We start from the raw sequence: 23842 nt of genomic DNA, 5'->3' as shown, positions 1-23842 counted from the left end.
CAACGCCGGTTAAATGCAATCACATCTGAGGAATCTGGTTGTACTTTTACCACGCTAATTAACCAATAGCTTTATGATTGCGGTAATTCAACGAGTGTCCGAGGCTTCCGTTTTGATCAATAATTATGAGAAAGGTCACATAAAAACCGGGTTCCTTATACTGCTTGGCATAGGGCACACTGATAGTCAGGAAGATATTGACTGGTTAAGTCGAAAAATTATTGGTATGAGAATATTTAGCGACGATCAGGGAAAAATGAATCTGGACCTGGCCGCTGTAGGAGGAGATATTTTGTTAATCAGTCAATTTACGCTGCATGCCAGCACCAAAAAAGGGAATCGTCCCAGCTTTATCGAAGCCGCCCGGCCCGAAGTGGCCATTCCTCTATATGAAACCATGATAGATCAATTATCAGCTTTGTTAGGCAAGCCAATCCAAACGGGAGAGTTTGGAGCCGATATGAAAGTCTCGCTGCTTAACGATGGCCCCGTGACTATATTGATTGATTCAAAAAATCGGATTTAGCCTGAAGCGTTACAAATTTGTTACCACTATCCATTACTTTTACCAAAACCAGCCTCTACCTATCGCTCCGGCGAACTGGTGAATTGCCGAATGGATTTTTTACCACCTGCTATAACCACCTACTCCGACGCTCATACCTCGCCCGAAAGCGAGTTGCTTCAACGGCTCAATCGGAATACCCGTGCCCATATTATGGCCCCCCGGATGCTGTCGGGGCATATTCAGGGACGTTTTCTATCGATGATTTCGTGGATGATTCGGCCTCGGCATATTCTTGAAATTGGTACCTATACCGGCTATTCAGCCCTCTGTCTGGCCGAGGGATTAGCAGAGGATGGCCAGTTGATTACGATTGACCAGAATGAAGAACTGGAGGATTTTGCCCGGTCGTACTGGCGGCAATCACCGCTGAGCCATAAAATTGACTTTCGGCTCGGAAAGGCCGTGGATATACTGCCAACCCTTACTGAAACGTTTGACCTGGTGTTCATTGATGCCGACAAACGTAATTTGTCGACCTATTTTGATCAAATAATTGATAAAGTGCGGCCGGGTGGTTTTATTTTGGCCGACAACGTTTTATGGAGTGGCAAGGTTGTTGAGCCGGTAAAACCATCTGATTTAGATACGCTTGCCGTGCTGGCTTTTAATGAAAAGGTTCATAATGATTCGCGTGTGGAAAATGTGCTGTTACCCGTACGAGACGGGATTATGATGCTTAGAAAACGAAATTGATTTTACGGATAACAATGAATAGACTGACCCCTTCCTTAACTTTTTTCTTCGCTCTGGTAAGTCTGATCGCATCAGCGCAGTCTTTATCGATTCCAGTTGTGCCGGAGCAGGTGACGTTTGCCGATATTTCGGTACGCCTGGACCCCGATGCCCGCCGTATCGTGCAACAGGATGTGAACGCTCTGTTTGCCAATAAGCAATACTGGACCGCTAAACTTGATCGGGTGGTTCTGTACTTTCCGATGATTGAGTCGATTCTGATTGACGAAGATGTTCCTACGGACTTTAAATACCTTGCCGTTCAGGAAAGTTCACTAACGCCCGATGCCGTTTCGTCGTCCACCGCTGTAGGATACTGGCAGTTTAAACGCGAAACAGCCATCGATAATGGTATGCGGGTAGATGAAGAGATAGATGAACGTAAGAGCATTACAAGCTCTACCCACGGTGCTGCCAAATATCTCAAAAGAAGTAACACCCAGTTCAACAACTGGGTGGCATCACTGTACTCGTACTATCTGGGTGCTGGTGGCATTTCAAAACTTATTCCGCCCGACTGGTCCTACGCCCGTGAGGTAGCTCTGGATGGACGCACTGATCGGTACATTCTGCGCTTCTTTGCCCATAAAGTAGCCATTGAGAATGCGTTGAGGTCGCACCAGACCAGCAACCGGTTCGCGCTTATTGAGTACCCAAACGGGGGGGGTAAGTCGATGAAGGCCATTGCCGAAGAATTAGGTATCGATGAATTTGAACTGCGTAAATACAACCGCTGGGTATTAGGTGAGGCTGTACCAACCGACAAAGAATATGTCGTGGCCATACCGGTCGCCAGCGATCAGATCAATGACATCCGCCAGAAGATTGTCACTGTGGGGCCTAAAAAGACACCGGCATTTGTTCAGAACGATGTTGGCTTTCCGGTTTTACGTCGAGTGACAACGGGCCTTAGTAGCAAAAACGATCCGATCCTCTACGAAATAAACGGCTTGCCGGGTATCCTGGCCCAGGCTGGCGACAATGCCGGAACACTTGCCCGAAAAGCTAAAATTAGTCTGTCGAGTTTTCTGCGGTATAACGACATGGGCGATCTGGACCAGATTATCGCCAACGATGTATATTATCTGGCTAAAAAGCGTAAAAAAGCACTCGTTCCCTTTCATACTGTTCGCGAAGACGAAACGACGCGCAGTATTTCCCAACGTTATGGGATTCGTCTGAAAAAACTGATGCGTTATAACCGGCTCGATCGTGTGCAAAAATTAGCGGTAGGTCGCGTTATGTGGCTCCGTGAACGTCGACCAGCCAATAAGCCTGTCGAGATAATCAATTCGCCCACCCCACCCGTTTATGACCGCACACCAACCCCTCCCGCACGGCAGGATGTGGCCTCAGCGTCATCGGGTGGTGCCGCCCGGCCTGTTACGGGTAGCGACGGAGTACCCCGCAACGCATCGGAGCGCAAATTATACCAGCCTAAATTGGTGGGTGGTGGAGTGACACCAAATGACGGCACATCCGAACCGGCGGTTCCACAACAATCGGAGCCCCAACGGCCGTCTATTCAGCCAGCCACTAGCTCTAACCAGCCAGTGTCTTCCGGTCGCCCTGTGGTTACTACCCCGCCACCAGCACGCGTCGACAACAGTGATGGCTCACAACGGGTCGTTATTGTTAGAACGCCGGAAGGGCCGGAGCCTACTAAGGCTATACCAGTAGCGACCACACCCGAGCGGGAAAAAACCGCCGGTACTCCTGTTGTAACAACGCCGAAGCCAACGCAGACCTATGCGGCCAAGCCCAGTTCAAAACCTGTACCGGTGGCTGATGTCGATATGGGACGTCCGGAAACTGGTAAATACGAAGGCCCTCGTGAACAGCAGGCCGATGGTTCGTTGACGGTGCCTGGAGCCGTATCACCAACGAAGGCGCCACCTCGTCCGGCACCCCCGGTTGTTACGAAAACGGAGACACGCCCAACGGTAGCAGACAAAGTCGATACTGAGCCAAAGGAGGTTGCATCGTCGACACGTTCAGCAGGTGCAGGGTCTGTAAATCGGTCGGCCAGTACTCATATTGTAGAAGCAGGGCAGACCTATTACAGTATTTCGAAACTGTATGGACTGACGGTTGATGAGTTACTTGCGCTCAACAACCTGACGGTAGATAATAAACTGGAAGTTGGCCAGAAGTTAGCGCTAAAAAGTACTCCCGGCGGTCGGTTAGTGCAGCCATCGGCAACGGACAAATCGTCGTCGGCAACTGAGTCGGTCTCGGGTGTCACGTACCATACCGTCGCGAAGGGAGAAACTATGTTCCGCATTTCGCAGATTTACGGGGTAACCGTTGAGCAACTACAATTGTGGAATAAACTAACGGATGTAGGCGTAAAAGTGGGGCAGAAGATCAAGATCATGAAGCCCTGATAACGCGTTATTGCCTCAAAACAAAAAGCTGCTTCAGGTTGGAGCAGCTTTTTGTTTTAACCGCGATAGATCATCAAAATTTGCCAATCACCCTGTATCTTTACGTATATGATACTCATTGACAATACCTGCATTAGCGACGATGTCGCCGAAAAGTTCTTTGTCTGTAACTTAGATAAATGCAAAGGCGCTTGCTGCGTTGAAGGCGACATGGGTGCGCCCCTGGAAGGTGACGAACCGGTCATTTTAGACCGTATTTACGAGGACATAAAACCTTATTTATCGCCCGAGGGTATTCGGGTTATTGAGCAGAAGGGTGGCTACGAATCTGACCACGATGGCGGTTTCGTGACTAGCACGGTTGGAGGCCGCGAGTGCGTGTATGCTACCTGGAACAGCCAGGGTATACTGAAATGTGGTATTGAAGAAGCCTATAACGATGGGAAGGTAGACTGGAAAAAGCCCATTTCTTGCCATCTGTACCCCATCCGGGTTACTAAATACGAGTCATTTCACGCGCTTAATTACGACCGTTGGCCCATCTGTAGTCCCGCCTGTGGGTTTGGCGAACAACTGAATGTGCCTATTTACAAGTTTGTCCGCGAAGCACTCATCCGGGCTTATGGAGAAGAATGGTATGGCCAACTGTCAAAGGCAATTGAAGAGAAGAACACTAATCAACCCGGTATCGAATAAGAGGTATTAGGTTTCGGTACGGTATGAGTTAGCTATGCCTGAACAGCGCGATTATTTTGAGGAGGTTTATGAAGTAGTACGGTTAATTCCGAAAGGTCGCGTAACAACCTACGGGACCATTGCGCATTACCTGAGTCTACGGGCAGGTGCCCGTATGGTAGGGTGGGCTATGAATGGATGCCACAACCGCCCCGATGTTCCGGCACACCGGGTTGTTAACCGAATTGGCGTACTGTCGGGCAAGCACTTTTTTGGCGGGCCAACCATCATGCAGCAATTGCTGGAAGACGAGGGTGTAAAGGTCGAAAATGATAGGGTTGTCGATTTCAAGAAGCTCCTTTGGGACCCCGCTGTGGAACTGGCTCTATAACCCGCTTATTTATAAAGTCTGATTTTTATGTTCAACAGCCTCAACCAACGCCGTAAGTACAGTCTGTAATTCCTGTTTCAATAGTGGATCAATCAGGTCTCCGTTGGGAGCCAGCCTGCTCTTAATAAAGGGAACAATGAGTGATGCATTTTCGGGTAGCCTGGCCATCAATATACCGAGGGTATAAGCCAGTGAGGCATGGGCTCGCGAACCACCCAGGTCCGACGGCCCTGCGCTGATAACGCCGACGGGTTTATGTACAAAATCACCCGATGAGGCCATCCAGTCGAGCATGTTTTTCAATACACCGGGCATTCCATGAATGTACTCGGGCGTGCAGATAATGGCCGCATCGGCCGTATTGAGGAGGGCTCTAAGCTTTATAACGGCCTCCGGAACAGCCTCTTTGTCTTGTTCTGGGCTGAAGTGTGGGAGATCGTCAAGGGTCTCATATAGCGTGACGGTTACGTCTTTTGGAGCTAGTGTAACCATGGTACGTAACAAAGCCGTATTGGTTGAACCAGTGCGTAGACTGCCCGAGATTGCCAGAAAGTTCATAACCGCTTTCATCTATAGTTACCGCAATACCTTCGTGATTTCGTTGAGTTTTTCCATTTTCTGCACGAAATCTCCTTTAAGTTGATTTCGGATAGCGGTCAGGTTATCGAGTGTTTCCTGCAAACTGTCGGGCAGGATTTCTTCCAGCACTTCCCGGAATCGTTTAGCGAAGGTGGGCGATTTGCCGTTGGTTGAAATAGCGATTTTTAAGTCACCTTTCTTGACAACCGAACTCAGGTAAAAGTCGCACAGGTCAGGCGTATCGGCGACGTTGACCAGAATCTGGCGGACTTTACAATCGGCCTGCACCTGCCGGTTAATGGTTTTGTCGTTCGTTCCGACAATGACGAGGTCTTTGTTGGATAAATACAGATCGTGATATGGCTCCTGAACAAGTTCCAGTTTGGGATACCGGGCGGCCATTTCCCGAATCTCCTCCCGAATTTCGGGAGCTACCAGCGTAACGCGGGCCTCGGGCGAATTGCCAAGCAGGGCCGTGAGTTTTTCCAGGCCAACGTATCCTCCGCCCACAATAAGCAGATGCAGGTTCTCGGCTTTAACGAAAATGGGGAAGAGGGTATTCATAGACAGGAGTGGTAAGTGAACAAATAACAAGTGGTAAGTGAACAGGTAGTAATTTATCTATTGACAAACTTACTACTTGTTCACTTACCACTCGGCAACTTACTGACTTATCAAGTTAAAACTTGAACCCGAGGTTCACGCCCAGAATCCGGCGCTTGCTGTTACCGCTGGTCAGCACGTCGGCAAAACCATAGTGGTAAACGAAATCGAGCATGATCGGACCCGCGTCGAAACCAAGGTTGGCCAGTCCGTTAATGGTTGCCGCCTGGAAATCGGCATTGCCCAGATTGAAATCGTTTTTATCGGTACTTAGCGGGGTAGCGTATTCCGCACCAAGGGCCAGCCGAATGCCCGACACGCCCCGTTCCGACTGCGCCAACTTCACCCCGATATAAGCCGGAATGTGCAGGTAGCGCTGGTCAATGTTTCCCGTAATATCACTAACACCGGTTACCTGACCATCACCAGCCTTAAAAAACTGCGAGCTGGATGCCAGATATTCCGCGCCAACCTGTCCGTAAACCCGGCCACCGCCCCGTACAAGGAAGCCTAACTGGTATCCCAGGCGGCCCGTCAACCCTTCGCCATTTACAGTTTCTCCTTCAAAACGGGTTGAATTGGCCCCGCCATAGACGCCAAACGTAAAGTGTTTGTAGTTCTCACGATGTTCTTGGCGCTCACTGACAACCTGGTTGCGCATACCGTCATCAAATCCTTCGTCGTAAGCTTTGCTTAAGTCGCGCTCGTCATACATCCGGCTATCACCCCGCCGGTCTTCATAACGGTTGTTGTATCGTGGCTCTTCCTGCTCACGCCGGTTATATTCACGCCGTTCATCCAGGCGGTCATCCAGACGGCGGTCGTCCCGGCGCTCATCCCGACGAGATGGCCGGTCGTACCGATCATATTGATTGTACCGGTCATTGTACGAGTTCTGCTGACCAAACACCAGACTGGTGCTGCACATACCTGCCGCAAGCAGGATCGATTTCGTTAACGTTTTCATAACTTATCAAGTTGAGTATTTAAGAATACAACCGTCCACCGTCGGTAATGTTTGTAAGAGTGAGGGATGATTAGTTGCCCTGGTCTTGCTAGATTTCTGATAGTCAGGTCGTTATTTCTGATTGTTGTAAAAGCCGAAAGAAACTTATTGAGAGGTGTTTTCGGACGCTGATCGACAAAAAAGCCGCCCTCGTCGGAAGGCGGCTTTTACGTTATCAAACTCTGGAATGCTTAGAACTTGAAGCCTACGCTAGCGCTCAGGATACGACGTGCTGAACCAGCAAAACCTGTCGATATGGTTGAGTTGTTCGTTGGATTCTTGATCGAATCACTCAAACCATAGTGGTAGGTCAGGTCGATAAGCAGGGGACCGATATCGAAGCCAAGTTGGCCAAGACCGTTGAATGTACCGCTTTTGATCTCTGAGTTCGTCAGGTTGAAATTACCGCTGCTTGAGTTAATCCGGTTGGCATACTCAAGACCCACCTGCAAACGGATTGCCGAAATACCACGATCCGATTCAAGCAGTCTATAACCGATGTAAACCGGGATCTGTACGTACTGGATGTTGATCTGATCCTGAATCTGCGAAGGCGTTGCACCATCACCACGGGTGAAATAGTTCGAGCTGGACGCAAAATACTCAGCACCCAACTGACCGAATAAACGGCCACCACCCCGTACAAAGAAACCGGCCTGATAACCGATACGACCCGAAATATCACCGCCAGTCGACTCACCTTTTAACTTCGTTGAGTTAAGACCAGCGTAAATACCGAAAACAAAGTTTTTGTAATCTTTCGTTGCTTTCACACGATCCGGGCTATCCGTTGTGCTGTAAGTCGTCGTAGTTGTGGTAGTGCCGTCAGTTGAAGGGGCACTGTTGGTCGAATAGGTGCTGTTTGGCGTTGTAGCGCTGTTGCTCATTGAGCCGTTGTTCGTGGTCGAGTTGCTGTTGCTCATCGAGTTCGAACTGTTGTTCATCGAATTTGAGCTATTGCTCATCGAATTCGTGCTGTCCGTTGTCACCGGCGAGGTGTACGTTGGATTCGTTGCAGTACTGGTTGTGGAGTACGTGTTGGTTGTAGTTTGGGCATTCGCGATGCCGATACCACATAGGCAGACTGCCAGAATGGAGAATTGACGTTTCATGACGTTTGTTTTATACGTTGAGTTAGACAAAAAAAGGGCGTAATCGAGATTACACCCCTTTAACAGGCGGTTATCAGACAATGTTTAGAACTATTCCAATTTTTCAAAAAATTTAATATCTCAGTCAGAATAGCAATCAGTGTCAGGAAGTTGCTAAGCTCAGACTGTACGCATTGCCTTAAATGCATTCATGAGCCCGTTCGTCGAGCTGTCGTGCGTCGTGATCGGCGCGTCGTCCTGAAGTTCGGGCAGGATGCGGCTTGCCAGTTGTTTGCCCAGTTCAACACCCCACTGATCGAAGCTGAAAATGTCCCATATAACGCCCTGGACGAAGATTTTGTGTTCGTACATAGCAATCAGGCTGCCCAGCGTTCGGGGGGTTAGCTGTTTAAATAGAATCGAGTTTGTAGGCCGGTTTCCCGAAAACATTTTGAAGGGCGCAAGAAACTGAATCTCGTCTTCGCTCTTTCCCGCTTTGCGCAATTCGTCGGCTGCTTCGGCCTCCGTTTTGCCATTCATCAGCGCTTCGGTCTGGGCAAAATAATTAGCCATTAAAATTTTGTGATGTTCTCCAATGGGACGCTGGCTGACGGCTGGAGCCAGAAAATCGCATGGAATCAGCTTCGTTCCCTGGTGAATAAGCTGGTAAAAAGCATGCTGTCCGTTGGTGCCGGGCTCGCCCCAGATGATCGGCCCGGTTTGATAATCGACCGGCTTGCCGTCTCGATCCACCGATTTACCATTACTTTCCATATCGCCCTGCTGGAAATAAGCCGCAAACCGATGCATGTACTGGTCGTAGGGAAGAATAGCTTCGGTCTGCGCTCCGAAAAAGTTATTGTACCAGATACCCACTAGCGCCAGGATGACGGGCAGGTTCTGATTAAGGGGAGTATCCTGAAGGTGTTTATCCATGGCATGGGCGCCCTCCAGCAATTCCTCAAATTTGTCGAAACCAATGTACAGGGCAATAGATAAGCCAATGGCTGACCACAGGGAATAGCGACCGCCAACCCAATCCCAGAACCCAAACATATTGTCGGGGTCGATGCCAAATTTCTCCACATCCTTTTTGTTGGTCGAGAGGGCCGCAAAATGTTTGGCAATGGCCGCTTCGTCTTTAGCCGTATCCAGAAACCACTGCCGGGCCGTTTGGGCGTTGGTCATGGTTTCCTGCGTGGTGAAGGTTTTGGAGGCAATCAGGAACAGCGTAGTTTCGGGCCGGACCGTTTGCAGGGTTTCGTAGATATGAACGCCATCTACGTTCGAAACGAAGTGAACGCGCAACTTTTTGTCGTTGGCATAGGGCTTCAGGGCTTCGGTTACCATGACAGGGCCGAGGTCCGAACCGCCAATGCCGATGTTTACGACGTCCGTAATAGCTTCGCCGGTATAGCCTTTCCACTCGCCCGACCGGATACGTTCCGAAAAAGATTTCATGTGTGCAAGCACTTCATTCACATCGGGCATAACATCGTTGCCATCCACCAGAATGGGGGTGTTCGCCCGGTTTCTCAGCGCTATGTGCAGCACAGCACGATCTTCTGTCCGGTTAATCTTATCGCCCGAAACCATCTTGCCAATAGCATCGGTTAGGCCCGCCTGTTCGGCCAGCTGCACCAGCAAGCCAAGTGTGTCGGCGGTGATCCGGTTTTTCGAAAAGTCGAGCAGAATATCTTCGAACCGACGGGTAAAGGTTTCGAACCGGTTTGGATCTTCGGCGAACAGGTCGCGGAGATGACGGTCTTTCAAATCCTCATAATGCGCCTGGAGTTGTGTATAGGCTGGTAAGTCGGTAAATCGATGATTGGCGAGCATACGTTTCAGGTTTGCGGTAATAGGGTTCAGCGTTTAGTTTACTGGTTTTGGTTCTCGGTTCTAAGGGCGGTGAGGACGCAGGCCTAAAGATTGACATGACAAACGCACGTGCCAATGGGTTAAGGAACCTGCAAACCAGACAAAAATCAGGAGTTAGTCCACTTAAAACCGAAAACCGAATACTGTAAACTAATTACTGTTGCCTGTTTAACTTATCGGCGCGAATATCGGCAATCCCGGCAATCTTTTTTCCTCTATTTTTACGCTTCTTTTCCTACGGGAAAGATTACTTTACGCATATTATTACGTGGCTTGATGAATCAAAAACTCTTTTATTCGTTGGTACTGGTCGTTGTAGGGGCCTTGCTGTTTATCCCGTTTCTGGGGGGCGTCCGCCTATTCGACTGGGACGAAATAAACTTTGCTGAATGCGCCCGCGAAATGATCGCGCTCGGCGATTACCTGCATGTTCACATAGATTTTAAGCCGTTCTACGAAAAGCCACCTTTGTTTTTCTGGCTTCAGTCGGCCATGATGAACCTGTTCGGTGTCGGCGAGTTTGCGGCCCGGCTGCCGAACGCTATCTGCGGGATTATCACGCTGGTTTATCTCTATAATCTTGGCCAGAAATTACACGGTCATCGCTTCGGCTGGCTGTGGGCGCTTGCTTACCTGGGATCAGTAACGCCCCATCTATATTTCAGGTCCGGCATCATCGACCCGTTTTTTAATTTGTTCATCTTCGTCGGGCTGGTCAACCTGATTTTTGCTTCCTGGAAGCGCGAACGGCTGGGTGGGGCCATGACTGTACCCAAACCGGAGTGGGTCTATCTTTTGCTGGGCGGCTTTGTGCTGGGGCTGGGCATACTAACTAAAGGGCCTGTTGCTTACCTGATTGTTTGCCTGGTGCTGCTGGTGTACTGGATGCTGAGCCGCTTTCGATGGTTTATCTCACCACTTCAATTTGTGGCGTTTTCGATAGCGGCTTCGTTTGTGTCGCTGATGTGGTACGGACTCGATATTTACCTGCACGGACCGGCGCTGGTGCAAAAGTTCCTGGCCTATAACTTTCGGTTGTTCAGTACGCCCGATGCTGGTCATGTAGGCTTTCCGGCCTACCACATCATTATCTTACTGGTTGGCTGCTTTCCGGCCTCTATATTTGGCGTTCGAGCTTTTGGCTCGTTGTTCATCGAACGAAATTACCAGCGTGAATTTCGCAAATGGATGCTGATTCTGTTCTGGGTGGTGCTGGTGCTGTTCAGTATTGTGCAGTCCAAAATTGTACATTACTCGTCGCTGTGCTACTTCCCGCTGACTTACTTCGCGGCCCTGACGCTGTCGCAACTGGAAGAGCGAAAAATTCAGTTTAACAACTGGATGCGGGCTGGCCTGATCATCATAGGCGGCATTTATGTGGTGGCTATTATAGGGCTTCCCATACTGGCCCATCATATGGATATCGTGAAATCCTATGCCGATAAGGACGCCTTCACACAAGGTAACCTGAACGCAAACGTTAACTGGACCGGCTGGGAGGTACTACCGGGGATATGGCTGTTGATAATTCTGGTTTTGACATTCATCTTGTTTAACCAGCGCGAAACCGGACGGGCTGCCGTAACACTCTTTGGTGGAATGGCCATCTTTATCACCCTCACACTTTGGTTTTTTATTGGCCGGATCGAAGGTATTTCGCAGGATGCAGCCATGCGCTTTTTTGAGCGGGCCAAAGGGCAGGACGTATATGTGAGAACGTACGGCTACCATAGTTACGGTCCCTACTTTTACACCCAGAAACCGCCCGTTACCAATAAAAACTATTATAACGACGAGTGGCTGCTGCGCGGCCGAGTCGATAAAGATGTGCTGTTTATCCGCAAAGCCAGCGAAGAGCCAACCCTGCTCGACTCGCTCCCCGATGTAAAGAAAACGGGAGAGGAAAATGGCTTTGTCTTTTATCAGCGCAAAGCCAGGTAAGAAAGGTGAAAATCGAAGAGCCTATTCAGTCGTATTGGTTGCAGATGATTTGAGATAGCCGGGATGACTGCCTGGAACCAATTGAAGAACTGAAATTGTGCCTGCTATATGGTTTAATTTAAAACCGCTGGTAAGGCTTGCGAGTTATAGTGGCTATGACAACCACGCATACGACTCAGACGCCATTTCAGTGGCCAATTAAGGGCAAAACGGCTGTAAAACAGCTAGCTCTTCTGGCTCTTCTGTTTACCGCTTTCTCCTGTAGCCATTCCGGCCAGTCGGATGTGGGTGCAAAAAAACGACTGAAGGTGTCGGTGGGGGAGATCAAGGAAGTTTCGCTACCTAACCGGGGTGAGGCCGGGTCGGAGTTGATCGGAACCTCCGATAATCAGGAAGTGGTAGAGGTTTCCCGGCGGCAACTGGCTCCCGCCGTTGATACGGTCAATCACATCAACACTGGTCCAACAGTTTTTCAGATAAAAGGTGTTACCGTAGGAGCGGCCAACGTTACGTTCTCGACCAGACCCATGACCGCATCCGGAAACGGGCAGCCAGTCCGTACATACGTGGTGCAGGTAACAGCGAAGTAGGTCCCGAGCTGTTCCGGTCGACTGCCTTATAGATTTGCCCCAACTTCTTGTCTGTTCTATCGAGATGGAGTTGGGGCAAATCCGTTTTCTTATAAGTTCATACCGCCCGATACTTCAATGCGCTGTGCATTTATCCAGCGGGCTTCGTCGGTGCACAGAAAGGCCACCACACCGCCGATATCATCGGGGAGACCAACGCGACCCAGGGCGGTGACCCCAGCAATATGCTTGTTTACGCCAGGATTGTCCCGAACCGTGCCTCCGCCAAAATCCGTTTCGATGGCGCCCGGCGCTACGGTGTTGACGGCAATACCCCGGCCGCCTAGTTCCTTCGCCAGGTACATGGTCAGCGTTTCGATGCCTCCTTTCATGGTCGCATAAACAGCCGTGCCGGGCGTGGTAAAGCGAGTCAGACCCGTTGAGATGTTGATGATGCGGCCCCCATCGTTGAGCAACGGCAGCGATTGCTGCGTCAGGAAGAAAACGCCTTTCAGGTGAATGTTCATGAGTTCGTCAAAAACATCCTCCGTTGTTTCGGCAATGGGCGTACGTCCGGCAATACCGGCGTTGTTGATCAGGAAATCGAAATGGCTGGTGCCAAACGTAGTTGAGAGTACGCTGGTCAATTGGCTGAAAAACGTGTCGAAGCTTTTTACATCGCCCGCATTCAGTTGGAGGGCAGCGGCTTTTTGCCCCATCTGTTCAATCTCAGCGACTACGGCCTGTGCTTCCTCCTGCCGACTGTGGTAGGTGAGAACAACATCGATTCCTTTCGTTGCCAGGCTCAGGGCCATATTTTTTCCCAGCCCCCGGCTTCCACCGGTAACCAGGGCAATTTTTGTGTGTGCTGTGTTTTCCATCAGTTGTCTGTAATCATTTTGATGGAACAAAGGTCGAGCGAGAAAGGGATGAGCTGTTTGCAAACATCAATCCGATCGTTGCAAAATTCAAATCAGACCTGTTACGCCCGAAAGGCTACCGGCGACAGGGAGGTTTGTTTCCTGAAGAAGTTCGAAAAGTGTGCAACCTCTTCAAACCCCAGGCTATAGGCAATCTCCGATACATTCCAGTCGGTCTGTTTCAGCAGGATCTTGGCTTCCTGAACAATCCGGCTGCTGATGATATCGGTGGTGGTTTTGCCGGTATTTTCTTTCAGTACCTTGTTGAGGTGATTGACGTGGACAGACAGCCGGTCGGCATAATCCTTGGCTGTTCGCAGGCCCAGCTTTTGCTGTGGCGATTCAATAGGAAACTGCCGTTCCAGCAACTCAATAAAGAGGGAAGAAACACGGGCCGAAGCGGTATGCGTTGGATAGAGCGACATGGCGGGCTGGAGCTTTTGCCCATAATGGATCAACTCCAGCACATAATTACGCAGCAGGTCATATTTATAGGCATAATTGGATGCCAGTTCCTTTTCCATCTTTCGGAAAATATACCCTATATTGTTTGCATCCTCGTCGGTAAGCTGAAATACAGGGTATCCACCGGGCCTGAAAATGGGCAGATCATCGAGCACTACGCCACTTTTACTCTGTATCAAAAACTCGTCGGTAAAGACGCAGAAGTGCCCGGTCTGGTCCGCGTCCTGCGGCAGATAATGGTAGGGGACTTTCGGCGTGGCAAAGAGAAGGGCATTTTTTTCGATGTCGATCACCTTATCGGCGTATTCGGCACGGTTCCGGCCGCTGATCAGACTGATCTTATAATAAGCCCTCCGGTTATAGGGCATGGCTGGGTTTTTCTGAAGTCGTTTGGTCAGCTCCACCATGCTGAACACATTAAAGTGCCCAATCTCCCGGTTGATTCCATCGGGCAGAAGTTCACGCACGTCGGTGCCAGCATTACTGATAAGCTGCTGATAAAACTGGTCGATGGTGGTCGTGTTCATGCGAAGAGCGGTTGCAGAATTCAAATATACGTACCTGGTTGTTACGCATGAACAATGAGACAGAAAGAACACAGACTTTACCGTGTATTGCTGTGTTGTTTCTGTCTCGTTGCTTAGTACTTACGCCCAGAACGAAAATTTCTTCTTCGTGAAAATGGATTTGGGAATCATGGCATGAACGCCCAGCGTCTGGTCGACCACCTGACTGACTTCAAAGTCGACGGCAGTGCTGGCAATGGACAGGGCTTCATTGAAGGTAAAGCCAAGCTCATCCCGAATGAAGGCACAGGCTTCGGAGAGGGCGTTTTTCATCGCTTTGTTCAGGTCTTTGTCCAAGCCAACTGCTATGAAGTGCGTGGGTGTTTCGGCACGGGGCTGCTTCGATGCTTTACCCTTGTGAACGATAAATTTGACAGTCAGGTTGATGGCCGTCTCGATGGCAACACCACTTACCTCGCCGTTGCCCTGCGCACCGTGACCATCGCCGGTGGTGAACAAACCTCCGGGTACGGATACGGGCAGAAACAAGGTTGTGCCTTTGGTTAAGTGTTTAATATCCAGATTGCCACCAAAAAAATTAGGTGGAATCGAACTCTGCCGCCCCATGTCGGCCGGGGGCGACAGGGCCATAACTCCCATAAACGGCTTTAATGGAATTTCGACACCTTCTTTAAGGGTAGCCATCTTTCGCTTTGCATCATACCGATACACAAACGTTTCGCGGGTTTTGACTTCGTCGGGAATGCCACCCCCGCCCGGCCAGACGCTGTTAACGCCAAAGCCAGCCGGAAACGTCAAATCAAGAATACGAATTTCGAGCGTGTCGCCGGGTTGTGCCCCGTCAATGTAAACGGGTCCCGTCAGCATATGCCCGCGAATGCCCGATGGCTCGGGCTTTACGTTTTTCATAATGGCAATCACTTCCTGAGCATGCTGGTCGAGGGGCAGGTTATTTTTGGTATAAAATTCTTCGGGATTGGTCCGACTAACCCCCGACGGGTTGACGGTCTGAATTTCGACAACATCGCCGTCCTTTACCTTATAAACTGTTGGTACATCGGCACCGAAATAACCCCAAACCATATTTTCGGGTAACGAACGAACCACATGATCTGGTTTTATTGCGGTTGCCGTTTTGACTGATTGGTCGGTAAATGGTGATACCTGTTCAAGTGATGTAGCGGTAAGTCCGCCGGTGGAGAGGAGGGCTAAGCTGTTGCGGCTGGTCTTTCGTAAAAAACTTCGTCGAGATGTTTTCATCAGGTTGTCGAATGAGAGTTAGCTTGGAGAATGAACGTAGTAAGATAATAAATCGACAGCCATTTGATAAGCGAATGGCTATTTTTGGCCTAAGTATCGTTTCACTCTGCTGAACAACCGGCTTATGTAGCCAGTTAGGTTTCAGAATTAACCTGATTTCTCAGTGTCAGCATCACCTATTTCGGCCAGTACGTCGTCGCCCAATAAATGGATCATTTTGGGGACGGTCATGTTCGGCACGTTCATGTCCACCCTCGATAGCAGTATTGTCAACATCGCCCTGCCGACCATTCGCCGGGAATTGGACGCCGGGGATAGTGTCGAATGGATTGTCCTTTGTTACCTGCTTACCACAACCAGCACCTTACTCATCATGGGTAAGCTATCGGACTGGATTGGCCGCCGACAGATGTACATTACTGGGTTTTTTGTATTTGTGCTGGGGTCTTTACTTTGCGGGCTAGCCTGGAATTTGTGGTCGCTGGTGGGATTTCGCGTTGTACAGGGACTGGGTGCCGCTATGATTTATGCCATTGGCCCGGCCATTATCAGCGATGCGTTCTCGTCTAAAGAGCGGGGGCAGGCTATGGGATTGATGGGTTCCGTGGTGGCGGCCGGTTCCAGCGCCGGCCCCGTTATTGGTGGGCTTTTACTGGGAAAATTCGGCTGGTCGAGTATCTTTTTCGTGAACGTACCGATTGGCTTGCTGGCCATCTGGCGAGCCTGGACCATCTTGCCCGAAAGCCCTAAAGTGACGGGTCAGCGTTTCGATCTGGTAGGAGCGGGGTTATTTCTGGTTGGTGTAACTACCTTGCTAACGGCCATTGAATTCGGGCCGGAGCCTCGCTATGGCTGGGACAACCCACTGGTCATTGGTCTACTTTCTGTTGGTTCGGTTTTACTCGTTTCATTCCTCTTTTGGGAGATGCGCGTCAAAGAGCCTATGTTGCGGCTTAGTTTGTTCCGAATCCGGCCATTTACCATGGCTATTTTGGCCGCTTTCTGCGGGTTTCTGGCTTCTGGCGGCAACCTGTTCGTGATTCCGTTCTTTCTGCAGCAACTTCTCAAATTGAATCCAGAGCAGGCTGGGCTTGTGCTGCTAGCCGGTCCTCTGACCTTAAGTGTGGTGGCTCCGCTGGGCGGTTATCTGTCCAGCCGGGTTAGTACGCGCTGGCTGTCGAGCTTCGGACTGCTGATAACGGCCACCGGTTATTTTGCTTTTTCGTTTCTGGACACCAGTTGGGACTGGAAAGATGTCGTCTGGCGGAGTTCGCTGGTGAGTTTGGGTTTCGGCCTGTTTCAGTCGCCAAACAGTAGTAGTGCGCTGAACGCGGCTCCACTGGATCAGCGGGGCATTGCCAGCAGTATGATTGCCTTTATGCGCAACCTGGGGTTTGTAGTAGGTATTGCGCTGGCTGCTGCCGTCTGGTACAGCACCCGGAACCGCTTTGCGCTGGCGAACGGCGTAACGCCCGAAGCCACAGATGCTCAACTGCTGGGGATGCACTACGCTTACCTGGTTATGGCCGGACTGGTGTTGACGGGCGCGATCATTTCCTTCTCGAGGGGGAAATTAGTATTAGGAGTGAGAAGTGAGGAGGTAATGCTAGGAGCGAGGAGTGAGGAGTGAGGAGTTGCTGAAGCATGAGTATGGCTTTCCCGTCAGCAACTCCTCACTCCTAATACTACCTCTTCGGCCCTACCGAATCATAAATGACCACTTTCTCCCATAGATGGGCATAATTGTTTCGGAAGTCGTCGTGGATGGGATGTTTCTGATAGGCTTCTTCGTCGGCGGCACTATCGAAAAAACACAGCCATGAATAGGTGTACTTTCGTTCGATAACATCGCGGGTTGTACCGGCGGGCGTACCAATGTGTACCATTTTGATGGTCGGACATTTCGCCAGTTTATTCAGACCTTCCAGCAGTTTTGCTTTATCGGCTTCGTTACCGGCATTCTTTAGGTAAAAGAAAACGTGGTGAACAAACATTTCTTTAGGGGCGATTTCTACGGCTGGTAAGCTCGCGGTTAGTCCGGCGGCAACGGTATTTTTAACAAAGTTTCTGCGGGATTGCTCTTTCATGGAGTCGTTTGACGGTTGGTAGTTTGAGGAAGGATGCCCTTCCACAGACAAAAATGCCAAAGGAATTTTCGTCTGGCAAATTCCGTAGATAATCTGCTTATATGGTACTCGTTAAGTCGATACGTTCTGTGCATAAGCGTCCAGAAGTAGGCTGACCTTCGTCCCGTTTAGTTGTCTGATTAAACTTTTTAATCAAAAAAAAGTCAATATAAGGCATTCGATAGCAGATGAACTTGCTGCGAATGCCTAAACCATTCAACGTATGAAATACATAACAAGTCTGTTTTTTATGCTGGCCGTGGCTTCGGGAGTGAGCCGGGCGCAGTCAGATTCGAGTCCCAGCGTGATGCAGGCACTCATGCAGGCCGCTACATCCGCTACTTTGTCGGATGCCCAGGTGGTCGAATTGTCGCGAGAGTCTATCAAAGAGATGGATGCGAAGAATCCGGTCGCTGCAGCCAATGATTCGTATACCCTTCGGCTTAATAAAATTGTTAGCCGCCATCAGACCATCGGTGGATTGCCACTTAACTATAAAGTGTATAAAGTACCTGATGTCAACGCATTTGCCACCGCCGATGGCAGCGTACGGGTCTTTAAAGGATTGATGGACATTATGACCGACGACGAATTGCTGGCTATCATGGGGCACGAAATTGGCCACGTAATCAACCACGATTCGCGCGATGCCATGAAAAGCTCGCTGAACCGGTCGGCCATCAGAAATCTGTTTGGATCAACGTCGGGAGCAATTGGAAAACTGTCCCGTTCGCAACTGGGCGCTGCCGCCGATTATCTGCTGGGTGCGAAGTTTAGCCGCAATCAGGAAACCGAAGCAGACGATTACAGCTATGATTTTCTGAAGAAAAATGGCTATAACGTCATGGCGCTGGCTACGTCGTTTGAGAAACTGGCCAAACAAAGCGGGGGCGGACAGGGTGGCAAAGTAGCCGCCATCGTCTCGACTCACCCCGACAGCGCAAGCCGCGCCCAGCGCGTACGGGATCGCGCCAAGCGGGATGGGTTGGCTCGGTAGAGTAGTGGCCCGCATAGCCTCTCGAAGTTTTGGTGGTTCATTCTAACTCTAATTCTTAACCAGAATGCAATTGATCTGATAAACCTCTCTGCTGCATAGATCATGTATAAAATACTGGTAGAGGTAGGTGATACTTTTTAGCTAACATAAACGTAGTAGGGACGGCTGCTTTTGGCTCAAACTATGTCATGTCCCGTAATCTGTTTTTTATCTGGACGCTGGTTTTGTTCGTTTTCCTGGCAAGGTCCATTTCTCAAAATACCAAAACCGGTAGACCAAATCCTCTACGGGCCGCTTCTTCAAAAAGCGTCAGTAGCGTCCAGCATTGGGCGAAGCCTTTGCCCAAACGTTCTACAAATCGGTAGGTTCAATGAAGGTTAAACCGGGCTTGCTTAACCAAAATTTATCAATTCTTCTCCGCAAATTTCCCCGTCAGGCCGGTAAGTTTTCAATTCATTACCAACATCGGTAAGCAGTTGCTTTGCCGGACCTGTATACTAGCAGGACTTTCACTTAGACCCGTGCCACGGTTACCCCATAACTCATGAGGTAACTGTGGCACGGGTCTAAGCATATTTAGTCGATTGACTTCTTGAAAAATAAAGAAATAATTCAAAAAAATACCGGTAAATAACTCGTTTTAAAAATGCAATCAACAGTTGTCGACATTAATTGAAATTTTATGAATTGCAAGAAGGCCTCAAAGAACCCCCCCGCAGGGCTTATTTATATAATTCAACTTAAACCTTTATCTGTATGCCTGATTCAATTAGATTATCGGCAGCTTCGGTTGCCACCCTGAAAAGCGCTGGTCTGACAGAAGCGCAACTCAAAGCGGTATCTGTCGCTTTTCAACCTAAGCGACTGGCCCTTAGTACACCTTTGACCCAAATGGGGTTTGACAAGGCTGATGTGGCCAAACTGCCTACTGCTGTTCAACGACTGAATAAAGAGGACTTAATGGCCCTGGGACGCTGGAACGGGACAGGCAGGCTTACGCCTGCGGCTGCTGCCATTAGTGTACAGGATGTACAGGTGATCCGTGATGTATTAGGAAAAGGCATAGGTGGCCTTGGGGCTAACCCGGCTGCAATAGACATCAATTGCTGCTGCTGCCCATGTTGCTGTGCTACGGCGGTTATTCAGAAGACCGAGACACGCAAGTCGCGTAGTTTAGTGATTCAATAACTAAGTTTCAATGGTGTGGCTCTTACTGTTTTGCGGGGCAGTAAGAGCCCTTTAGCCTTAGCCATCTGTATGAGTTTATTGCGAATCTTATTGATTTGGCCCAAAGCCCGAACAGACCCTGATTGGGGAGGGGACCTCGGTGCCATTGCGGAGCCATTAGCGTTAGAGTACCTGGCTGCCGGCTTGCTGGAGGACGGACATGATGTTCGAATACTTGACCTGCGGCTACACCCCGAAACGTTGGCGGCTACCGTTAGCGAATACAAGCCCCACATTGTTGGGGTTACCGCCTATTCCATGCATGTGCGGGCGGGGTTACTAGTATTGAAAACGGTTAAGGAAATTATTCCTGACTGCCTGACAGTCGTTGGCGGGCATCATGCTACTATTTTACCGGAAGATTTTTTCGAACCCGTTGTCGACCTGGTCGTTTCCGGCGAGGGTGTTAGTCCGGTACGGGCTATTGCCAAACAGTGTCTTGGTGAGCAAAATTATTACCGGATTCCGGGGGTATGGTGCCGACATGCTGACGGAGCGTTTCAGTACGGGGGGGAGCAGCCCCCTTTTTTGATAGACAGTTTGCCGAGGCCCAACCGCACACTGACTCAGGCCGACCGGCATCGCTATTTTATTGACTGGATGCAACCCGTTGCTCTGGTGCGTACTACGGTTGGGTGTCCGTATCGCTGCACATTCTGTTCACTCTGGCAGGTAATGGATGGGCGTTATCACAAACGGGCCATTGAGCAGGTTGTTGCCGAGATCAGTGAGATTAAAGAAGAATACGTATTTCTGATCGACGACGAGGCCTTTATTGACAGCAAGCGGATGGAGTTGCTGGCACTGGCTCTCAAGGCGGCTGGTGTACATAAACGATTCTTTGCGTATTGCCGGATCGACTCGCTGATTCGTAATAAAGATGTACTGCAACATTGGAAAAACATAGGGCTCGAACGCTTATTTGTTGGTATTGATGCCTACACGGATAAAGACCTGAAAGAGTATAATAAGCGCCAAAGCCTTCAGCAAATCGAAAAAGGTCTCGACACCGCCCGTGAACTGGACATTGAGGTGTTGGCGCAATTTGTCGTGAACACCGATTACTCGGCTTCCGACTTTAAGCAGCTGGTCCGGTTTGTCGAACACTTTAAACTCGATTACCCAACGTTCACTATCCTGACACCGCTGCCAGGAACGGATTTGCTGGCTCCCGATTTTAGCAACATCACGATAAAGCAACCCAATGGACGACCTGACTGGGACTATTTTGACACCCAAAGTTTAGTCATGCCATCGCGTCTTCCACCCGACCAGTTCAGGCAGATATACCGCAACCTGTTTAAACTATTTGCCGGTAGTTATTCGCAGTTTTTGATTCATAAACCCATTGTCCGGCACCACACCAACCGGATTACCGCCATTTAATCGTGCTTTTATTCCTAAACGCTCATGAAATTAGATTTAGACGAATCCAGAATCATTTTCCTCCCTTCGCAGCTCATCGAGATCGACGAGGGCGTTATTCTGCGACGGGGCATCGTACAAGTGAAACTAACCGGTGAACTGGCCTTTGACCTCATGAATGTGCTGGTTACTATGGCTTCCGGCGACGGCATTGCCGAAGCTGATTTACTGGCTTATTTTGGGGAAAGCCTTCACGAAACGATTGTTCAAATACTGCATGACCTTCGGCAAAAGGGGTTTCTGGTCGATGCTTCAAAAGCGGAACTGGATACACTGGAAGCCAGCGATGCATACCGTCAACCGTTGCTCCACTGGAATTTGGGACTTACACCCGACTCCTTGCAGCGCATCCTTCAAAAATCCATTGTGGTGTTGGGGGTTAATACCGTTTCCAGGCAGCTGGTTTCGAGCCTCCGCGAAAGTGGGTTCGGCAACGTAACCCTTGTAGACACCCCGCTGTTTCGCAATATAACCTTCTTTGGTTCTACAGACACCCTGCTGGAGCCGTATCAGACGGGCGTTTTTGCCTCAGTTGTGTCTTATGAAGAATGGGTCGATAACCTCTCTCTTTCGGCTCCTATCGACAGCCTGGTCGTTACATCTGACTTTGGCGGGCATCAGCTCATGCGGGAATTCAACAAGTTTGCCGTTGACAACAAAATTCCATTTATGCCGGTCGTGTTGAGTAACCTGAAAGGATATGTTGGCCCCTTTGTCATGCCTGGCGAAACTGCTTGTCTGGAATGTTATCTGGGCAGGAGCAATGCCCAGCAACGTGATTACGTCACCTCAAGAACCGTTGAACTTGCCGCGTATGAAGGACAAATTGTGTCAGGGTTTCATCCGTCGATGGCTTCTATTTTGGGCGACATTGCTGCTTTTGAGCTGTTTAAGCAGTTTGGTCGGATTATGCAAACCTGGAATGCCGGTACAGTGCTCGAAATCAACCTGCTCAAGACAGAGATGAAGCCCCGAAAAGTGCTGAAGCTACCTCGCTGCCCGGTGTGCGGAACGGTACACAAACGGTCGCCCTACACGGTGTTTAACTCTACGTACATGTTAACCAATGAGGAATAACCAAAGCCAACTGCATCGTGGAAACTGCTTCGCTCCAATTTACATCCTTTAAAAATAACCGTTTACGCGATATAGCCTCTCTGTTAGTCGATCCTTCGGTTGGTATTCTCAAAGAAGTTAAACAGGTTCCGCGTTTTGCCGGAGATCCTGAGTTTTTTCACTTTTCGTGCCAGGCGTGCAATAGCAGCGCTTTTGCCGATGAAAAAAACTTTAACAATACCGGAGGAGCCTCGATCTACAAAGATGTTGCCAAAGCCAAAGCCATTGGTGAGGCCATTGAGCGGTACTCGTCGGCTATTTACGACCGTAACGAACTTCCCCTCACCACCTACGCCGACGCCCCCTTTACCTGCGCGCCCCCTTCCGACTTTGCCCTCTATGCCGATTGGCAGTATGAGCAGGAAGACTTCCTATTTGTGCCCTTTACCGACTATACGCCCGTGCGGTGGGTCGAATCGCTGGAAATCTACACCGGCCAGTCGGTTTTTATTCCGGCAGCCAGTGTCTACATGCCTTACCTGTATTACCAGGGAACGGGCGATGCGCCGATACTCCAGCCAATTTCGACGGGTATGGCCGCTCACATGTCGTTTTATGACGCAACGATTTCGGCCATTTGTGAGGTTATTGAACGCGATGCCGTCATGCTTATGTGGCAGGCGATGATGTCGTTACCCCAAATCCGGATTGAGACTCTAAGCGACACCAACTACGATATTGTTCGGCGGCTGGAGCAAAATGGAAGCCGGGTAATTATGTTTAACAGCACGCTCGACCACGGTATCCCAACCATTCTGAGCGTTCTCAAAACAAACGGCCAGCCAGATACACCGGCTCTGATTTTTGCGGGTGCCTCAGACCCGGACCCCGAAAAAGCGGCCCGCAAAAGTTTGGAGGAACTTCCCCACACCCGTCGTTATTGCTCACGGTTAATGCAACACTCGCCGTCGTTCCCGGCCGACTTCCCGCATCACCGCAATGTTACGGATCAGGCGCAGCACCTGCACTTTTACTGCGACCATCAGTTGGCTCATCATGCCGATTTTGTCTTTAAGTCGGCCAAAAGAGTCGATTTTGACTCCATTCAGTCGCTGGTAGGCGAAACCCGAGAAGACACCCTCTGGAACCTATTACGGGCTGTATATTCTATTGGCGAACGGGTGTATGTCAAGGATATGACAACACCGGATGTCGGCAACCTGGGTTTCCATGTGGTACGTGTCGTCATTCCGGGCATGCAGCGGCTCTGCATGGGATTCCAAAACCGGTGTCTTGGCGGCAATCGACTCTGGACGGCTCCCCAGGCATTAGGCTATCCTGGCATCCATCCGGACACCGGCGATAACCCCGCCCCACACGCCTATCCCTGATACTCTCTGTAACTATCCTTAATCTGTT

22 protein-coding genes are annotated in these 23842 nt (G+C 49.9%); 13 read left to right on the top strand and 9 right to left on the bottom strand.

The window, feature by feature from the left end; all coding sequences use genetic code 11:
- The first annotated feature begins 73 nt into the window (after positions 1-73).
- The 5 genes from dtd to NT073_RS26335 all read left to right on the top strand — a co-directional run bounded on the left by dtd (position 74) and on the right by NT073_RS26335 (position 4753).
- The gene (gene dtd / locus NT073_RS26355) at positions 74-526 is read left to right on the top strand and encodes a D-aminoacyl-tRNA deacylase (protein WP_297379657.1); all 453 of its coding nucleotides are present in this window, start codon (positions 74-76) and stop codon (positions 524-526) included.
- Between the two features lie 90 nt (positions 527-616).
- Positions 617-1261, top strand: a complete 645-nt coding sequence (locus tag NT073_RS26350; protein ID WP_297379654.1) for a class I SAM-dependent methyltransferase — start codon at positions 617-619, stop codon at positions 1259-1261.
- Positions 1262-1275: 14 nt separating this feature from the next.
- Positions 1276-3687: a LysM peptidoglycan-binding domain-containing protein gene (locus NT073_RS26345; protein WP_297379651.1), complete on the top strand. Its 2412-nt coding sequence runs from the start codon at positions 1276-1278 to the stop codon at positions 3685-3687.
- Positions 3688-3795: 108 nt separating this feature from the next.
- Complete coding sequence (locus NT073_RS26340; protein ID WP_297379648.1) at positions 3796-4383, top strand: DUF3109 family protein; 588 nt, start codon at positions 3796-3798, stop codon at positions 4381-4383.
- A gap of 34 nt (positions 4384-4417) precedes the next feature.
- Positions 4418-4753: an MGMT family protein gene (locus tag NT073_RS26335; protein ID WP_297379646.1), complete on the top strand. Its 336-nt coding sequence runs from the start codon at positions 4418-4420 to the stop codon at positions 4751-4753.
- Positions 4754-4762: 9 nt separating this feature from the next.
- Here NT073_RS26335 and NT073_RS26330 read toward each other — a convergent pair whose 3' ends face one another.
- The 5 genes from NT073_RS26330 to pgi form a co-directional block, all read right to left on the bottom strand.
- The gene (locus tag NT073_RS26330; protein ID WP_297379644.1) at positions 4763-5311 is read right to left on the bottom strand and encodes an NADPH-dependent FMN reductase; all 549 of its coding nucleotides are present in this window, start codon (positions 5309-5311) and stop codon (positions 4763-4765) included.
- A gap of 18 nt (positions 5312-5329) precedes the next feature.
- On the bottom strand, positions 5330-5896 hold the full coding sequence (locus tag NT073_RS26325; RefSeq protein WP_297379642.1) for a bifunctional precorrin-2 dehydrogenase/sirohydrochlorin ferrochelatase: 567 nt from the start codon (positions 5894-5896) through the stop codon (positions 5330-5332).
- Between the two features lie 115 nt (positions 5897-6011).
- On the bottom strand, positions 6012-6902 hold the full coding sequence (locus NT073_RS26320; protein ID WP_297379639.1) for a hypothetical protein: 891 nt from the start codon (positions 6900-6902) through the stop codon (positions 6012-6014).
- Between the two features lie 230 nt (positions 6903-7132).
- Positions 7133-8053, bottom strand: a complete 921-nt coding sequence (locus tag NT073_RS26315; protein ID WP_297379637.1) for an outer membrane beta-barrel protein — start codon at positions 8051-8053, stop codon at positions 7133-7135.
- Between the two features lie 159 nt (positions 8054-8212).
- Positions 8213-9871, bottom strand: a complete 1659-nt coding sequence (pgi, locus tag NT073_RS26310) for a glucose-6-phosphate isomerase (protein WP_297379635.1) — start codon at positions 9869-9871, stop codon at positions 8213-8215.
- Positions 9872-10186: 315 nt separating this feature from the next.
- Between pgi and NT073_RS26305 the strand changes: the two genes are divergently transcribed.
- Positions 10187-11851 (top strand): glycosyltransferase family 39 protein, encoded by a 1665-nt coding sequence (locus NT073_RS26305; protein ID WP_297379632.1) that lies wholly within the window; start codon positions 10187-10189, stop codon positions 11849-11851.
- A gap of 155 nt (positions 11852-12006) precedes the next feature.
- On the top strand, positions 12007-12441 hold the full coding sequence (locus NT073_RS26300) for a hypothetical protein (protein ID WP_297379628.1): 435 nt from the start codon (positions 12007-12009) through the stop codon (positions 12439-12441).
- Positions 12442-12530: 89 nt separating this feature from the next.
- Here NT073_RS26300 and NT073_RS26295 read toward each other — a convergent pair whose 3' ends face one another.
- From NT073_RS26295 to NT073_RS26285, 3 genes are all read right to left on the bottom strand, one after another.
- Positions 12531-13301 carry an SDR family oxidoreductase gene (locus NT073_RS26295; RefSeq protein WP_297379625.1) on the bottom strand — a complete coding sequence of 257 codons (771 nt, stop codon included), beginning with the start codon at positions 13299-13301 and terminating at the stop codon, positions 12531-12533.
- Between the two features lie 101 nt (positions 13302-13402).
- Positions 13403-14332: an AraC family transcriptional regulator gene (locus NT073_RS26290; RefSeq protein ID WP_297379622.1), complete on the bottom strand. Its 930-nt coding sequence runs from the start codon at positions 14330-14332 to the stop codon at positions 13403-13405.
- A 120-nt stretch (positions 14333-14452) separates the two neighbouring features.
- A complete protein-coding gene (locus NT073_RS26285; protein ID WP_297379618.1) occupies positions 14453-15592 on the bottom strand; it encodes an acetamidase/formamidase family protein in 1140 nt (379 codons plus the stop codon).
- Between the two features lie 163 nt (positions 15593-15755).
- Between NT073_RS26285 and NT073_RS26280 the strand changes: the two genes are divergently transcribed.
- Positions 15756-17222 (top strand): MFS transporter, encoded by a 1467-nt coding sequence (locus NT073_RS26280; RefSeq protein WP_297379616.1) that lies wholly within the window; start codon positions 15756-15758, stop codon positions 17220-17222.
- A 55-nt stretch (positions 17223-17277) separates the two neighbouring features.
- On the opposite strand, the gene NT073_RS26275 is transcribed toward NT073_RS26280, so the two are convergent.
- On the bottom strand, positions 17278-17679 hold the full coding sequence (locus tag NT073_RS26275) for a Dabb family protein (protein ID WP_297379613.1): 402 nt from the start codon (positions 17677-17679) through the stop codon (positions 17278-17280).
- Between the two features lie 262 nt (positions 17680-17941).
- Between NT073_RS26275 and NT073_RS26270 the strand changes: the two genes are divergently transcribed.
- From NT073_RS26270 to NT073_RS26250, 5 genes are all read left to right on the top strand, one after another.
- Positions 17942-18715 (top strand): M48 family metallopeptidase, encoded by a 774-nt coding sequence (locus tag NT073_RS26270; RefSeq protein ID WP_297379611.1) that lies wholly within the window; start codon positions 17942-17944, stop codon positions 18713-18715.
- Between the two features lie 756 nt (positions 18716-19471).
- Complete coding sequence (locus NT073_RS26265) at positions 19472-19903, top strand: hypothetical protein (protein WP_297379609.1); 432 nt, start codon at positions 19472-19474, stop codon at positions 19901-19903.
- Between the two features lie 69 nt (positions 19904-19972).
- Positions 19973-21328 (top strand): radical SAM protein, encoded by a 1356-nt coding sequence (locus tag NT073_RS26260; protein WP_297379607.1) that lies wholly within the window; start codon positions 19973-19975, stop codon positions 21326-21328.
- Positions 21329-21352: 24 nt separating this feature from the next.
- Positions 21353-22444: a TOMM precursor leader peptide-binding protein gene (locus NT073_RS26255; RefSeq protein ID WP_297379605.1), complete on the top strand. Its 1092-nt coding sequence runs from the start codon at positions 21353-21355 to the stop codon at positions 22442-22444.
- A 17-nt stretch (positions 22445-22461) separates the two neighbouring features.
- Positions 22462-23814 carry a YcaO-like family protein gene (locus NT073_RS26250; RefSeq protein ID WP_297379602.1) on the top strand — a complete coding sequence of 451 codons (1353 nt, stop codon included), beginning with the start codon at positions 22462-22464 and terminating at the stop codon, positions 23812-23814.
- The last annotated feature ends 28 nt before the right edge of the window (positions 23815-23842 follow it).

It is taken from the genome of Spirosoma sp. (assembly GCF_026391055.1).
In the GTDB taxonomy this organism is placed as follows: domain Bacteria; phylum Bacteroidota; class Bacteroidia; order Cytophagales; family Spirosomataceae; genus Spirosoma.
Note: the sequence above shows the minus strand (reverse complement) of the source record. Positions and strands in the feature narration are given on the sequence as shown.

What these genes read in the sequence shown, in the direction of transcription:
- NT073_RS26295 (WP_297379625.1), bottom strand. Translation starts at nt 13,301, where the DNA reads ATGGAAAACACAGCACACACAAAAATTGCCCTGGTTACCGGTGGAAGC.
- NT073_RS26265 (WP_297379609.1), top strand. Translation starts at nt 19,472, where the DNA reads ATGCCTGATTCAATTAGATTATCGGCAGCTTCGGTTGCCACCCTGAAA.
- NT073_RS26270 (WP_297379611.1), top strand. Translation starts at nt 17,942, where the DNA reads ATGAAATACATAACAAGTCTGTTTTTTATGCTGGCCGTGGCTTCGGGA.
- NT073_RS26330 (WP_297379644.1), bottom strand. Translation starts at nt 5,311, where the DNA reads ATGAACTTTCTGGCAATCTCGGGCAGTCTACGCACTGGTTCAACCAAT.
- NT073_RS26300 (WP_297379628.1), top strand. Translation starts at nt 12,007, where the DNA reads ATGACAACCACGCATACGACTCAGACGCCATTTCAGTGGCCAATTAAG.
- NT073_RS26320 (WP_297379639.1), bottom strand. Translation starts at nt 6,902, where the DNA reads ATGAAAACGTTAACGAAATCGATCCTGCTTGCGGCAGGTATGTGCAGC.
- NT073_RS26345 (WP_297379651.1), top strand. Translation starts at nt 1,276, where the DNA reads ATGAATAGACTGACCCCTTCCTTAACTTTTTTCTTCGCTCTGGTAAGT.
- NT073_RS26325 (WP_297379642.1), bottom strand. Translation starts at nt 5,896, where the DNA reads ATGAATACCCTCTTCCCCATTTTCGTTAAAGCCGAGAACCTGCATCTG.
- NT073_RS26255 (WP_297379605.1), top strand. Translation starts at nt 21,353, where the DNA reads ATGAAATTAGATTTAGACGAATCCAGAATCATTTTCCTCCCTTCGCAG.
- dtd (WP_297379657.1), top strand. Translation starts at nt 74, where the DNA reads ATGATTGCGGTAATTCAACGAGTGTCCGAGGCTTCCGTTTTGATCAAT.
- NT073_RS26285 (WP_297379618.1), bottom strand. Translation starts at nt 15,592, where the DNA reads ATGAAAACATCTCGACGAAGTTTTTTACGAAAGACCAGCCGCAACAGC.
- NT073_RS26315 (WP_297379637.1), bottom strand. Translation starts at nt 8,053, where the DNA reads ATGAAACGTCAATTCTCCATTCTGGCAGTCTGCCTATGTGGTATCGGC.
- NT073_RS26335 (WP_297379646.1), top strand. Translation starts at nt 4,418, where the DNA reads ATGCCTGAACAGCGCGATTATTTTGAGGAGGTTTATGAAGTAGTACGG.
- pgi (WP_297379635.1), bottom strand. Translation starts at nt 9,871, where the DNA reads ATGCTCGCCAATCATCGATTTACCGACTTACCAGCCTATACACAACTC.
- NT073_RS26305 (WP_297379632.1), top strand. Translation starts at nt 10,187, where the DNA reads ATGAATCAAAAACTCTTTTATTCGTTGGTACTGGTCGTTGTAGGGGCC.
- NT073_RS26275 (WP_297379613.1), bottom strand. Translation starts at nt 17,679, where the DNA reads ATGAAAGAGCAATCCCGCAGAAACTTTGTTAAAAATACCGTTGCCGCC.
- NT073_RS26350 (WP_297379654.1), top strand. Translation starts at nt 617, where the DNA reads ATGGATTTTTTACCACCTGCTATAACCACCTACTCCGACGCTCATACC.
- NT073_RS26290 (WP_297379622.1), bottom strand. Translation starts at nt 14,332, where the DNA reads ATGAACACGACCACCATCGACCAGTTTTATCAGCAGCTTATCAGTAAT.
- NT073_RS26260 (WP_297379607.1), top strand. Translation starts at nt 19,973, where the DNA reads ATGAGTTTATTGCGAATCTTATTGATTTGGCCCAAAGCCCGAACAGAC.
- NT073_RS26340 (WP_297379648.1), top strand. Translation starts at nt 3,796, where the DNA reads ATGATACTCATTGACAATACCTGCATTAGCGACGATGTCGCCGAAAAG.